The 14,150-nt window shown below is 62.3% G+C and carries 9 protein-coding genes, 1 rRNA gene and 1 riboswitch; of the genes, 5 read left to right on the forward strand and 5 right to left on the reverse strand.

The window, feature by feature from the left end; genetic code table 11:
- Positions 1-184 precede the first annotated feature (184 nt).
- Positions 185-1,673: ribosomal RNA gene (locus OCA5_RS15900) — 16S ribosomal RNA — on the reverse strand.
- Between the two features lie 757 nt (positions 1,674-2,430).
- On the opposite strand from OCA5_RS15900, the gene OCA5_RS15905 reads away from it, so the two are divergent.
- Positions 2,431-4,515, forward strand: coding sequence for a M23 family metallopeptidase (locus OCA5_RS15905; RefSeq protein ID WP_013913383.1), 2,085 nt, complete (start codon positions 2,431-2,433; stop codon positions 4,513-4,515).
- Positions 4,516-4,574: 59 nt separating this feature from the next.
- Here the strand turns inward: OCA5_RS15905 and clpB are convergent, their stop codons facing one another.
- A complete protein-coding gene (gene clpB / locus OCA5_RS15910; RefSeq protein WP_012561950.1) occupies positions 4,575-7,208 on the reverse strand; it encodes an ATP-dependent chaperone ClpB in 2,634 nt (877 codons plus the stop codon).
- 212 nt (positions 7,209-7,420) lie between these two features.
- Here clpB and OCA5_RS15915 point away from each other — a divergent pair, with 212 nt between their 5' ends.
- Positions 7,421-8,200, forward strand: coding sequence for an MOSC domain-containing protein (locus OCA5_RS15915; RefSeq protein WP_013913384.1), 780 nt, complete (start codon positions 7,421-7,423; stop codon positions 8,198-8,200).
- 1 nt (position 8,201) lies between these two features.
- Here the strand turns inward: OCA5_RS15915 and OCA5_RS15920 are convergent, their stop codons facing one another.
- From OCA5_RS15920 to metX, 3 genes are all read right to left on the reverse strand, one after another.
- Positions 8,202-8,846, reverse strand: coding sequence for a TIGR02594 family protein (locus OCA5_RS15920; RefSeq protein ID WP_012561948.1), 645 nt, complete (start codon positions 8,844-8,846; stop codon positions 8,202-8,204).
- Positions 8,847-9,035: 189 nt separating this feature from the next.
- Complete coding sequence (metW, locus tag OCA5_RS15925; RefSeq protein ID WP_012561947.1) at positions 9,036-9,689, reverse strand: methionine biosynthesis protein MetW; 654 nt, start codon at positions 9,687-9,689, stop codon at positions 9,036-9,038.
- 1 nt (position 9,690) lies between these two features.
- Positions 9,691-10,899: a homoserine O-acetyltransferase MetX gene (metX, locus tag OCA5_RS15930; protein ID WP_013913385.1), complete on the reverse strand. Its 1,209-nt coding sequence runs from the start codon at positions 10,897-10,899 to the stop codon at positions 9,691-9,693.
- 68 nt (positions 10,900-10,967) lie between these two features.
- Positions 10,968-11,047, reverse strand: a riboswitch (SAM riboswitch).
- A 139-nt stretch (positions 11,048-11,186) separates the two neighbouring features.
- On the opposite strand from metX, the gene OCA5_RS15935 reads away from it, so the two are divergent.
- The 3 genes from OCA5_RS15935 to OCA5_RS15945 are packed head-to-tail and all read left to right on the forward strand — an operon-like array spanning position 11,187 to position 14,109.
- Positions 11,187-12,035 (forward strand): chorismate mutase, encoded by an 849-nt coding sequence (locus OCA5_RS15935; protein WP_012561944.1) that lies wholly within the window; start codon positions 11,187-11,189, stop codon positions 12,033-12,035.
- Between the two features lie 20 nt (positions 12,036-12,055).
- On the forward strand, positions 12,056-13,150 hold the full coding sequence (gene hisC, locus OCA5_RS15940) for a histidinol-phosphate transaminase (protein WP_013913386.1): 1,095 nt from the start codon (positions 12,056-12,058) through the stop codon (positions 13,148-13,150).
- Positions 13,147-14,109 carry a prephenate/arogenate dehydrogenase family protein gene (locus OCA5_RS15945; RefSeq protein ID WP_012561942.1) on the forward strand — a complete coding sequence of 321 codons (963 nt, stop codon included), beginning with the start codon at positions 13,147-13,149 and terminating at the stop codon, positions 14,107-14,109. Before hisC ends, OCA5_RS15945 begins: the two co-directional genes overlap by 4 nt.
- The last annotated feature ends 41 nt before the right edge of the window (positions 14,110-14,150 follow it).

Below are 14,150 nucleotides of genomic sequence, written 5' to 3' on the forward strand. Positions count from 1 at the left end.
GGCTCAATCTGAAGCGACAATCGCTTGCAGCGCCGCCCCCGGCGCGTGTTCGTCCGCGAAGAAAGAGAAACGAAGACGGCGGCGTCCCGCCAATGCAGCTCAACGATCTGGCGATCTGTTGGCCACTGAATGTTTCTAAAACGATCCGATAGATAGCGTGAGCCATCTGAAGGATCATCCTTAGAAAGGAGGTGATCCAGCCGCAGGTTCCCCTACGGCTACCTTGTTACGACTTCACCCCAGTCGCTGACCCTACCGTGGCCGGCTGCCTCCCTTGCGGGTTAGCGCACCGTCTTCAGGTAAAACCAACTCCCATGGTGTGACGGGCGGTGTGTACAAGGCCCGGGAACGTATTCACCGTGGCGTGCTGATCCACGATTACTAGCGATTCCAACTTCATGGGCTCGAGTTGCAGAGCCCAATCCGAACTGAGACGGCTTTTTGAGATTTGCTAGGGCTCGCGCCTTTGCATCCCATTGTCACCGCCATTGTAGCACGTGTGTAGCCCAGCCCGTAAGGGCCATGAGGACTTGACGTCATCCCCACCTTCCTCGCGGCTTATCACCGGCAGTCTCCTTAGAGTGCTCAACTAAATGGTAGCAACTAAGGACGGGGGTTGCGCTCGTTGCGGGACTTAACCCAACATCTCACGACACGAGCTGACGACAGCCATGCAGCACCTGTGCTCCAGGCTCCGAAGAGAAGGTCACATCTCTGCGACCGGTCCTGGACATGTCAAGGGCTGGTAAGGTTCTGCGCGTTGCGTCGAATTAAACCACATGCTCCACCGCTTGTGCGGGCCCCCGTCAATTCCTTTGAGTTTTAATCTTGCGACCGTACTCCCCAGGCGGAATGCTTAAAGCGTTAACTGCGCCACTGAAGAGTAAACCCTCCAACGGCTGGCATTCATCGTTTACGGCGTGGACTACCAGGGTATCTAATCCTGTTTGCTCCCCACGCTTTCGTGCCTCAGCGTCAGTATCGGGCCAGTGAGCCGCCTTCGCCACTGGTGTTCTTGCGAATATCTACGAATTTCACCTCTACACTCGCAGTTCCACTCACCTCTCCCGAACTCGAGATCCTCAGTATCAAAGGCAGTTCTGGAGTTGAGCTCCAGGCTTTCACCTCTGACTTAAAGATCCGCCTACGCACCCTTTACGCCCAGTGATTCCGAGCAACGCTAGCCCCCTTCGTATTACCGCGGCTGCTGGCACGAAGTTAGCCGGGGCTTATTCTTGCGGTACCGTCATTATCTTCCCGCACAAAAGAGCTTTACAACCCTAGGGCCTTCATCACTCACGCGGCATGGCTGGATCAGGCTTTCGCCCATTGTCCAATATTCCCCACTGCTGCCTCCCGTAGGAGTTTGGGCCGTGTCTCAGTCCCAATGTGGCTGATCATCCTCTCAGACCAGCTACTGATCGTCGCCTTGGTGAGCCGTTACCTCACCAACAAGCTAATCAGACGCGGGCCGATCTTTCGGCGATAAATCTTTCCCCGTAAGGGCTTATTCGGTATTAGCACAAGTTTCCCTGTGTTGTTCCGAACCAAAAGGTACGTTCCCACGCGATACTCACCCGTCTGCCACTGACGTATTGCTACGCCCGTTCGACTTGCATGTGTTAAGCCTGCCGCCAGCGTTCGCTCTGAGCCAGGATCAAACTCTCAAGTTGGACTTGAACTTTGAACCGGCTGATCACAACGTTTGACGAGGTCCCACCATTGCTGACCCAGGTTCTTTCGAACCAAGCTCAACTTGCTGTCTGCGATTCACATCGCTGACAACGATGGTGTAACCTTTGAAACGTGTACCGCCGAAGTCTTTCGTCCGGTCCCGACCTGAAAGCCGAAGCTCTCAAACCCGAGACCCGCAAGGACTCCGCCGTCCACGTTTCTCTTTCTTCATCTTTACTTGTCAAACAGCCCGGGATCGAAATCCCAACAGGACCGAAATCCCAACAGGACCGAAATCCCAACAGGACCGAAGTCCCAACCCCTATCTTAAAGCTCTCCGACGCCAAATAACAACCGACAACTATCGGCTGTTACTTCACTCACCGGAATGAGGAACCTCAAGAATGCGTCGTCCTGCCCTACCGAAGGTTGGGCGCCGCCGCACCGGAGTGGGCGGGTTATAGGCCGCCCTCTCGTCGCTTGTCAACGGCCTTGTCAAGAAATCGTCGCATCGCACCAAATTTCAAGAAGCCCCCTAAATGATTGGCTCTTTTGCACCTGACGCCGCACTTGAGCCACATTCCTCAGACGTCCTCACCAGAATAAATTGCCGGCTCGAACCCGGCATGTTCCGAAAATCGGCGTTTTCGGCTATCAGTGTCTCACCCCGCGGGGGCGGTAGATCGACCGAACGACGTTTTAAGCGCGGCACGGCCCTCCGGGCCGGCTCGAACACACCACGTTGGGGGCCACGGCTTGCAGCACAAGACGACAGCCGGACAATACGGGCGCGCCACGATGATCGATCTCGGTCACGAGCCGCCGCTGTCTGTCGATGGCACTGAAGCCGCCGTAATCGACCGCCGCAGTGTCTCCGTACAATGGTTCAGCGGCACCATCCTGACGGGCCTTTGCGGCGCAGCCCTGATCGGCGGCGCCGTTTTTGCGTCCCTTGATGGCGAGACCACCTTCGCCAAAGTACCGGAGCGTATGGAAACAGCGCTCCGTGGCGCTTTCGGGGGTGCCGACAAGAACGCGATCGCCCGCAAAAGCGACCGCCTGCCACCGGCCAGCGACACCGCGGCCGCCCGCCAGGTCATCAAGGTTTCGATGGTCTCGAAGTTCGGCAACCGCGAGGTCGTACGGGTTCGCCCGTTCGTGCGTATCGCGGGCAACCTGTCGCTCTCTTCGGGCGAGCTCGCCTCCAAGGTCCCGCCCTTCAATGCCCAGCGGTTGCTGACGGACACCTCCAGTTCGTCCAGCGCCGAGAGCGATTCCGCCAATAACCCGGGTGCTGCCGCCGAGCCGGACGCCGAAGTCTCCTTCGTCATGCGCGATCTCGGCGGGGTGCTTCCGCATGCGAAAATCGCCGCGACCGTGCCCGCGGAAGAAGTTCTGATACAGGTCCGCAACGCCTCGAACTGGCGCGGTAATTCCGGTGTCCGCTACGCCTATAACGGCTCCTCTGGCCTGAAGATGGCCTATGCGTCGGAAGGCGGCATCGACCCCTATCGCGGCTTTGAAGCGCGCCTCGTGCCGGAGAATGTCACCCTGCTCGCCAAGACCCGTGATCAGGCGACGGGTGGTGCAACGGCGCCTGAGCGGGTCCGCGTCGCCAAGAAAGGCGAGACGATCGAATCGATCCTGCGTGAAGAAGGCGCGCCGCCGAGCGACGCCCGCGCCATCGCCACCCAACTCGGCCAGCGCGGCCGTGATGGCGGACTGCGCGAAGGCATGAAGCTGCGCATCCTGATGGCCCCGGCCGCTCCCGGCCTGCCGCTGCAGCCCGTGCGGGTGATCGTCGCCAACGAAACCGCGATCGAAGCGGTCGCCGCGCTCTCCGACCTCGGCAAATACGTCGCCGTCGACGTGCAGAGCTTCAACGCTTCTGCCGGCACCGCCGCCAATGCGAACGACGACGATGACGACGAGGAGGATGACGGCACCGGCATCCGCCTCTACCAGAGCATTTACGAGACGGCGATGCGCGACAAGGTTCCGCAATCCGTCATCGATGACATGATCCGGATCTACTCCTACGACGTCGACTTCCAGAAACGGGTTCAGGCCGGCGATTCGTTCGAGGTGTTCTTTGCCGGTGAAGACGAGGCGCCCTCGCCGACCGAAAAACCCGAAGTGCTCTACGCCGCACTCACCACCGGCGGCGAAACCAAGAAATACTATCGCTTCCAGACCCCCGACGACGCCGTCGTCGATTACTACGACGACACCGGCAAGAGCGCGAAGAAGTTCCTGGTCCGCAAGCCCGTTAACAACGCCATCATGCGTTCCGGCTTCGGCGGCCGCCGCCACCCGATCCTCGGCTACACCAAGATGCACACGGGCGTTGACTGGGCGACCGCCTACGGCACGCCGATCTTCGCTTCCGGCAACGGCGTGATCGAGAAAGCCGAGTGGGAAGGCGGCTATGGCAAGTACATCCGCATCCGCCACCCCAACGGTTACCAGACCGCCTACGGCCATATGAGCGCCTATGCCAAGGGCATCGAGCCCGGCAAGCGGGTGCGGCAGGGCCAGGTGATCGGCTTTGTCGGTTCGACCGGCATGTCGACCGGCGCTCACGTCCACTATGAAATCCTGGTCAACGGCCGCTTCGTCGACCCGATGCGCGTGAAGCTGCCACGCGGACGCTCACTCGAGGGTGGCCTTCTCACTGCGTTCGAAAGCGAGCGCGACCGGATCGATGCCATGATGGCAAGCCGCTCCGCACCGAAGGTTGCGCAGACTCAGCCGGTCGCAGCCCCTGCCCCGGCCAACCACATTCCGAGCCTGCCGCCGATTTCGAGCAAGATCTCGGATACCCAGGCCAGCATCCGCTAAAGAAAAAACGCGGCTGACACCAGCCAGCCGCATTTCATGAATGATCGCCTGAAGCGCGCTTAGTTCATCATCCGCTTCGGCGGCGCCTCGGCCTCTTCATCCTCGATCCGAGAGGCAGGCTTGCCGTTGAAGGTCAGCCCGGTCTTGCCGGCCGAGATTTTCACCGTCGCACCGTCCAGCACCTCGCCCGCCAGCACCATCTCGGCGAGCGAATCCTGCACGCTGCGCTGGATCACGCGCTTTAACGGACGCGCGCCATAGGCCGGGTCCCAGCCCTTCTCCGCGAGCCAGTCACGCGCCTTCGCATCAAGATGGAGTTCGATCTTGCGATCCTCGAGGAGCTTGCGCAGCCGGTTGAGCTGGATGTCGACGATCCGGCCCATCTCGCTCTTCTGCAGGCGATGGAACAGGATGATCTCATCAATGCGGTTCAGGAATTCCGGGCGGAAGTGCGTGCGCACCATGCCCATCACCTGATCGCGCACCGCGCCCGTATCCTCGCCCTCCGGCTGGTTGACGAGGAATTCCGCGCCGATGTTCGAGGTCATGATGATCAACGTATTGCGGAAGTCGACGGTGCGGCCCTGACCGTCGGTCAAACGGCCGTCGTCGAGCACCTGCAACAGGACGTTGAACACGTCCGGATGCGCCTTCTCGATCTCGTCGAACAGCACGACCTGATAAGGCCGGCGCCGCACCGCTTCGGTAAGCGCACCGCCCTCGTCATAACCGACATAGCCCGGAGGTGCACCGATCAGCCGCGCGACCGAATGCTTCTCCATGTACTCGGACATATCCATGCGCACGAGTGCGGTCTCGTCGTCGAAAAGATATTCGGCGAGCGCTTTGGTGAGCTCGGTTTTGCCGACGCCGGTGGGGCCCAAGAACATGAACGAGCCGATCGGCCGGTTCGGGTCCTGCAAGCCGGCACGCGCACGCCGCACCGCGGTCGAGACCGCGCGCACCGCCTGTGCCTGACCGATGACACGCTGGCCGAGCATCTCCTCCATACGTAGGAGCTTGTCCTTCTCGCCTTCCAGCATCTTGTCGACCGGCACACCGGTCCAACGCGACACCACCTGCGCGATGTTGTCGGCGGTAACCGCCTCGTCGATCGTGGACGTGCTCTCGCTCGCCTCGACCGCCGCGAGCTTCTTCTCAAGCTCCGGGATGCGGCCGTAGGCCAGTTCACCCGCGCGCTGGTACTCGCCCTTGCGCTGGGCGTTGGCGAGTTCGGTGCGCGCCTGCTCGAGTTCGCTCTTGAGCTTCTGCGCGTCCGAAAGCTTGCTCTTTTCCGACTGCCACTTCGAGGTGAGGTCGGCCGACTTCTTCTCAAGTTCGGCCAGATCCGTCTCGAGCGTCTGCAGCCGGCTCTTGGAGCCCGCATCGGTCTCCTTCTTCAGCGCCTCCTGCTCGATCTTCAGCCGCACGATCTCGCGGTCGAGCGAGTCGAGCTCTTCCGGCTTGGAATCGATTTGCATCTTCAGCCGCGCCGCCGCCTCGTCGACGAGGTCAATCGCCTTGTCTGGCAGGAAGCGGTCGGTGATGTAGCGGTTCGACAGCGTCGCCGCCGCGACCAGCGCGGAATCGGCGATGCGCACGCCGTGATGCAGTTCGTATTTCTCCTTGAGGCCGCGCAGGATCGAGACCGTGTCCTCGACGGTCGGCTCGGAGACGAACACCGGCTGGAAGCGCCGCGCCAGCGCCGCATCCTTCTCGACATGCTTGCGGTACTCATCGAGCGTCGTCGCGCCGATGCAGTGCAGTTCGCCACGCGCCAATGCCGGCTTGAGCAGGTTGGAGGCGTCCATCGCGCCATCCGCCTTGCCCGCGCCGATCAGCGTGTGCATCTCGTCGATGAACAGCACGATGCCGCCTTCGGCGGCAGTGACTTCCTGCAGCACGGCCTTGAGCCGCTCCTCGAACTCGCCGCGATATTTCGCGCCGGCGATCAACGCGCCGAGGTCAAGCGCCAGCAGCTTCTTGTCCTTGAGGCTCTCCGGCACGTCGCCGTTGAGAATGCGTAAGGCAAGTCCCTCGACGATGGCGGTCTTGCCGACGCCGGGCTCACCGATCAGCACAGGATTATTCTTGGTGCGGCGGGAGAGAACCTGAATGGTGCGGCGGATTTCCTCGTCGCGGCCAATCACCGGATCGAGCTTGCCGTCACGCGCGGCCTGGGTGAGGTCGCGGGCATATTTCTTCAACGCGTCATAGGCGTTTTCCGCCGACGCGCTGTCGGCGGTACGGCCCTTGCGCAGCGCGTTGATCGCGGCATTGAGGTTTTGTGGCGTAACACCGCCCTGAGCGAGGAGCTTGCCCGCCTCGCTTTCCTTGTCGAGTGAGAGCGCCAGCAGAAGCCGCTCAACAGTCACGAAACTGTCGCCGGCCTTTTCCGCAGCCTGCTCGGCGGCCGAGAACGCGCGCGCGGTTTCCGGCGCGAGATAAATTTGCCCCGCTCCGCCGCCTGAGACTTTCGGCAGCTTGGCGAGCGCCTGTTCGGTTGCCTGCAGGATCGCTCGCGAGTTGCCGCCGGCGCGGTCGATCAGACCGCCCGAAAGCCCCTCGCTGTCATCGAGCAGCACCTTCAGGATGTGGAGCGGCGAGAACTGCTGATGGCCCTCGCGCAGCGCCAGCGATTGCGCCGACTGAATGAATCCCTTCACCCGGTCGGTATATTTCTCAATATTCATACGATGTTTCCCTCAGCCTGCGCGGGCGCCTCGAAAGCACGCCCGCCACATCTTCAATGGGTGGGACCGGCATTGCACCGGCTCGACCACAATGTGGGCACAGTGTAGCTCCGGCGGAAGGGGGCGCGGCCCAATTTCGATGCCGGGATATCAAGTCCCCCATGCGGCTCCGGCGCCGTGGCGCGCGGATCGTAAAAACGCTAGAAGGCGGCATGCTTGACCCATCTCATGGCACAGTGGCGGGCCTCTACCGCTACCCGGTGAAAGGGCTGTCCGCCGAGGCACTGCCCGGCACGACGCTGTTGCCCGGCCAGACCGTCCCTTGCGACCGCCGCTATGCCATCGAGAACGGGCCGATCGGATTCGATCCGGAGCATCCCCGACATTTCCCGAAACTGCATTTCCTGATGCTGATGCGGCACGAACGCCTCGCTACGCTGCAGACCCGGTTCGATGATGCAACGGATGAACTCAGCATCGTCTACAACAGCCGCGAGGCGGCACGCGGCAATCTCGAGACGGCGCAGGGCCGTGCGGCGATCGAGGATTTCTTCGCGGAGAATTTCACCCGCGAGCTGCGCGGCCCGCCGAAAATCCTGTCGGGACCGAACCACAGTTTTTCCGACGCGCCCAACAAGGTCGTATCGATCGTCAACCTCGCGAGCGTTGCCGCCGTCGAGGAAGCACTCGGCGCGCCGCTCGACCCGATGCGGCTGCGAGCGAATGTCTATGTGCAGGGATGGCCGGCGTGGTGTGAGCGCGGAACTGCCGGCTGCGAATTCATGATTGGGGAGACGCGGCTGCGCATTGAGCGCGACATCGTGCGATGCGCCGCGGTGAATGTCGATCTCGTCACGGCAGAGCGCGATCTCGACGTGCCGGCCACGATGCAGCGCACCCTTGGCCATCAGCATTGCGGCGTCTATGCAGAAGTCATCGCCGGAGGTGATATCACCCCCGGCGACCCTGTTCGGATTGTATCGGGAAGCTAACTCAGCTTGCCGGCATCACGTAGGCGTAGATGCGCCCGCGGGAGTAAGGCGCTTCCGCAACGCGGCGGCCATGGTTGCCGGAAATGATGATCGGGTTGCCCTTCGCATCGATGCCGCTGACGACACCGACATGACCGCCGCGACGGCCGCGTGACATCACTGCGATCGCGCCGACCTGCGGGCCGGAAATGCGACGGCCATACTTCGCAAACGAGCTCGCCATGTCCGACCCCGTGCCGCTGTGGCCGGTGCGCTGCAGAACCATGTTCATGAAGCGCGCGCACCACAGGCGCGAACGGCCGGTCGGATTGCCGCCGATATAACGGCGCGCCTCGGCCACGAGATTCGATCCGCCAAATCCACCACCGAAGCTGCTCTCGCCGCCCAGCGACGCATTGGCGTTGCTTGACTGCGCCTGCGCGCGAAACGCTCTCCACCGCGCCGCATGGCGAGCGCCACGCACGCGATGGCGACGGACGTGATGACGTTTGTGAGCATGATGATGGCTCGCCTGATGGGCATGCGACTGCGCATGATGATGGCGCGGACGCGCCTCAGCGGTGTTGGAGATCGCCACCACCGCAACGGCGCACGCGACACAAGCGGCAAGACGCAGCGGCAGGAGAGAGGTCTTCAGTCGATACATTCAAAGGTCCTTTTACGCATTCATGCGCGCGCAAATACAACGCGAACGCAACATGGCTGCGTATGACCGATCCGGATATGGCGAGAAAACGGCACGATATGCTCGTGCATGACAGGTATTCGCTACGCGGGTGAAACCCGGTCACTTCGCAGCGAAAATCAACGAAATGCCCTACTTTAGCCGCTTAGATTAACCGCGCCGCGTGAGCAAAAACACGCCCTGTTCGCCGAACATGTTCCAAAACCACCACGGCGCATTGAGCCGTAACGGCCTGCCATAGAGGTCCAGCGCGACTGCACGCTCCATCTCGACATTGATCTCGTCGCAGAGCTGGACGAAATCCTTGATGGTGCAGAAGTGAATGTTTGGCGTGTCGTACCACGTCGCGGGCAGGTTCTCGGTGCGCGGCATCTGGCCCTTGACCAGCAATTGCAGCCGCATCTTCCAGAAGCCGAAATTCGGAAACGAGACGATTGCTCGGGTGCCGATACGCAGAAGATGCTCGAGCACCGTACGTGGCTGGCGCGTTGCCTGCAGCGTCTGCGACAGGATTACGTAGTCGAATGAGTCGTCGGGGTAGCTCGCAAGATCGGTGTCGGCGTCGCCCTGCACCACGGCAAGTCCCTTGCTGACGCAACTGTTCACGCCTTCATGCGACAGTTCGATGCCGCGTCCGTCGATGCCGCGCGTTTCCAGAAGCTGCAGCAGATCGCCCTCACCACAGCCGACGTCGAGCACCTTGGAGCCCGGAGCGACCATCTCGGCAACGAGAAGATGATCGCCGCGAACGCCGTCGATCTTCGGAAGCTGTGCTGTCGGGCGGAAAAGGTCAGGCGCGTTCATGTCAGCTCGCTGCGTTCAGGCCGTGAGTACTTGCAGCCGATTCCAGGAACGCGTGAGAGATCGCGAACAATTCCGGCTCGTCGAGCAGGAACGCATCGTGCCCCTTGTCGGTCGTAATCTCCGCGAAGGAGACGCGGGCGCTGGAGGCGTTGAGTGCGTGCACGACTGCGCGCGCCTCCGAGCCCGGAAACAGCCAGTCGCTCGTGAACGAAATCACGCAGAAGCGCGTCTTGGCGCCGAGAAAGGCCTGCGCCAGCACGCCGTTATGGTCCGCCGCGATGTCGAAATAATCCATCGCACGGGTGAGATAGAGATAGGAGTTTGCGTCGAAGCGTTCGACGAAGGACGAGCCCTGATGGCGCAGATAACTCTCCACCTCAAAGTCGGCATCGAACGAAAACGTCGGCTCATCGCGATCCTGCAGGCGCCGGCCGAACTTGCGATGCAACGCCGCGTCCGAAAGATAAGTGATGTGCGCAGCCATGCGCGCGACGCCGAGGCCGCGGCGCGGATGAACGCCGTGTTCGAAATATCGCCCCTGCCGCCAATCGGGATCGGCCATCACCGCCTGACGGCCGAGTTCATGGAATGCGATGTTCTGCGCCGAATGCTTCGCACCACAGGCGATCGCAAGCGCCGCGAACACGCGCTCGGGATACGCGGTCGCCCATTGCAGCGTCTGCATGCCGCCCATCGAGCCACCGACCACGGCAAACAGTTTCCGGATGCCGAGATGGTCGATCAGCATCGCCTGTGCGCGCACCATGTCGGGAATGGTGATGACCGGGAAATCGAGCCCCCACGGCTTGCCGGTCGCGGGATTGGTCGAGGATGGGCCGGTCGAGCCCATGCAACTGCCCACGACATTCGAGCAGATCACGAAGTAACGGTCGGTATCGATCGGCTTGTCCGGCCCGACCATGGTCTTCCACCACCCCGGCTTGCCGGTGATCGGATGAGTGTTGAAGACGTGCTGGTCGCCGGTGAGCGCGTGACAGATCAGGATCGCATTGGAGCGATCCGCATTGAGCCGTCCATAGCATTGATACGCGATCTGGAATGGCGAGAGGTCGACGCCGCAATCAAGATGCAGCGGCTTGTCCGGGCCGAACACGACGTATTGCGAGGACGGATGGTCCGCCTCGTGCGCGCGCTCCTCGCTTCGGGACATCGTTTTGCCGGCCGACTGTCGGCTTGCAACTTCGGACATCGTATCTCCAGACCCCAGGGTCCAAAACCTGGGTCCAAAAAAACCGGCCTGAACGTCGTTCGGCCGGGATCCATATGTCCCCGGCCTGTTTAGCGAATTCTTTAACGTGGCTGCAAGCCGGCCGGCTCAAATGACCACGGAACAGAGGAAACGTAGTCCTGCACCAACCCTCCGTCAAGGCGCTCCATCAACGCGGAGGGCGCTAAACCGCGCTCAGCATGAAGGTTTTCTTTGCTTTCGGGCGGCGTCTTTCCTAATCAGGGGCCTTGCCGCGAAAGCCATCTTTCATGTCCGATACGCCGAACCCCGTTTCCCTTCAGGATCTGCGCCGCGAGATCGACGCGATCGACGAACAGGTGCATACGCTTCTGATGCGCCGGGGCGACATCATCGACCGGCTGATCCGCGTCAAGCAGACACAGGAGGTCGGCTCCGCCTTCCGGCCCGCACGCGAGGCCGACATGATGCGCCGGCTCGTCTCACGCCATCACGGTATCCTGCCGCTCGACACCGTGGAGAGCATCTGGCGCGTCATCATCTCGACCTTCACCTATGTGCAGGCGCCGTTCTCGGTGCACGCCGATCTGTCGTCAGGCGAGAATACGATGCGCGACAGCGCGCGCTTCCACTTCGGCTTCACCGTGCCGTTCGTTGCGCACTTCAATGCCGGTGCTGCGGTGGAGGCGGTTGCGCAGTCACGCGGCGATCTCGCGCTCGTCTCGGCGACCGCGAGCCAGACACCATGGTGGAGCGCGCTCGAACAACCCGGCGCGCCGAAGATCATCGCGCGGCTGCCCTTCGTCGAACGCGCCGACCATCCGGCAGCGATGCCGGTGTTCGTCATCTCCCGCGTAGCGACAGGTGCGCTCGTAACCGAGGTTGAGACCTGGAGCCTGCATATCTCCGGCTGGAGCCCGGTGGCGGCCCGCGCGCTGTCGCCGATCTCCGACGTACTCGCCGTCGCCGACGCCTCGTCCGGTACCGCTGCGTTTCTCGTCTCGGCCGCGCCCAGCGACGGTATCGAAAAGATCATATCTGCCCTGACCGATGCAGGCGCATCCGTGCGCGCTTCCGCTCTCGTCGGCGGCCACGCGACGCGCTATAGAGTGCCCACGCCCGGCACCGCCGGGCCTTGACCTCTCTGGAGCCTGCATCGATGTCCCGCCCCATGCCGAAACCCGGCATTCTCGAGATTGCGCCCTACGTGCCCGGCAAAAGCGGCGCGGGCGTGCACGGGCGCGTGTTCAAATTATCGGCCAACGAAGCAGCGCTCGGTCCCTCGCCGAAGGCGGTCGAGGCGTTCATGCAGACCGCGGCGCGGCTTGACGTCTATCCGGACGGGTCGGCGCGGGCGCTGCGTGAAGCGATCGGCAAGACGTTCGATATCGATCCCGCCAACGTCGTCTGTGGCGTCGGCTCGGGAGAATTGCTGCACACCATCGCCAACATCTATCTCGGCCCAGGCGACGAAGCGATCCACACGACGCACGGCTTCCTGCTCTATCCGATTGCGACGATGAGCAACGGCGCCACCAGCGTCATTGCGCCGGAGAAAAATTACACCGCCGATGTCGATGCGATTTTGGCTGCGGTCACACCGCGCACCAAGATCGTTTGGCTCGCCAACCCGAACAACCCGACCGGCACCTATGTGAACGCCTCCGAGTTGCGACGGCTGCGCGCGAACCTGCCGCCGCAGGTGTTGCTCGTGCTCGACTCCGCCTATGCCGATTTCGTGTCCAGCGCGGATTACGAGGCCGGCATCGAGCTCGTGAAGGAAACCGACAACACGGTGATGGCGCGGACGTTCTCGAAGATCTACGGTCTTGCCGCGGTACGCCTCGGCTTCATCTTCGGGCCGCCGCACCTGATCGATGTCGTGAACCGCGTGCGCGACCCGTTCAACGCCAACGGTCCCGCCATGCAGGCAGCGATTGCCGCGCTTGCAGACACGGCTCACTATCAGGCGGCACAAGCGCACAATGCGAAGTGGCGCGCCTGGCTCACCGATGAAATCTCGAAGCTCGGTCTCACCGTGACACCGAGCGTGACGAATTTCATTTTGATCCACTTCCCGTCGACACCCGGCAAGACGGCGTCGGATGCCGACGCCTTCCTCACGGCACGCGGGTTGATCCTGCGCGCGGTCGCTGCCTACAAGCTGCCGCAAGCACTGCGGCTCAGCGTCGGTACCGAGGAAGCCAACCGCCTCGTGGTCGAGGCCCTGCGTGATTTCGTGAGTGCATCGTGAGTACGATCCAGTTCAACCGCATTGCCATCATCGGGCTAGGCCATATCGGGTCGTCGATCGCGCGCGCCGTGAAAGAGCTTCGCCTCGCGGGCGAGCTTGTGGTGACGGATGGCTCCGCTGCGATCCGCACACGCGCGACCGAGATCGGATTGGGTGACCGCGTCGCGCCAAGCAATTCCGAGGTTGTGAAAGACGCCGACCTCGTCATCATCTGCGTGCCGGTCGGCAAATGCGGTGACGTCGCCGCTGAAATCGCATCGCATCTCAAAGCAGGCGCGATTGTCTCCGACGTCGGATCGGTCAAGGGCCCGGTGACGCGCGAGATGGCAGGCCATCTGCCCAAAACCATTCATCTCGTGCCGGGACACCCGGTCGCCGGCACCGAGGACTCCGGTCCCGATTCCGGCTTTGCCGAGCTCTTCATCAACCGCTGGTGCATTCTCACGCCGCTGCCCGGCACCGATGAGGCGGCCGTCGAGAAGCTCACGACGCTCTGGCGCACCATCGGCGCCAACGTCGAGACCATGAGCCCCGACCACCACGACCTCGTGCTCGCCATCACCAGCCATCTGCCGCACCTCATCGCCTACACGATCGTCGGTACCGCCGAAGACATGGAGAAGGTGACAGAGGCCGAGGTGCTGAAGTTCTCCGCAGGCGGTTTCCGCGACTTCACCCGCATCGCCGCTTCGGACCCGACGATGTGGCGGGACATCTTCCTCGCCAACAAGGACGCGGTGCTGGAGATGCTGGGCTCGTTCCAGGAAGATCTCTCGAAGCTCACCCGCGCCATCCGCCGCGGCGACGGCGAGGCGCTGTTCGATCACTTCACGCGGACGCGGGCGATCCGGCGCGGCATCGTCAGCCTCGGACAGGATTCGTCTCACGCGAACTTCGGCCGTCCGCTGGAGAAACTGCCGCAGGACGCCAAGCCGGCGGCGCCGGTGGTCTCGAAGTAACCACCACCAGCGAGCGCTTACAACTCCATCGAACGACAGAC

The sequence above is a fragment of the Afipia carboxidovorans OM5 genome (genome assembly GCF_000218565.1).
Lineage (GTDB): Bacteria > Pseudomonadota > Alphaproteobacteria > Rhizobiales > Xanthobacteraceae > Afipia > Afipia carboxidovorans.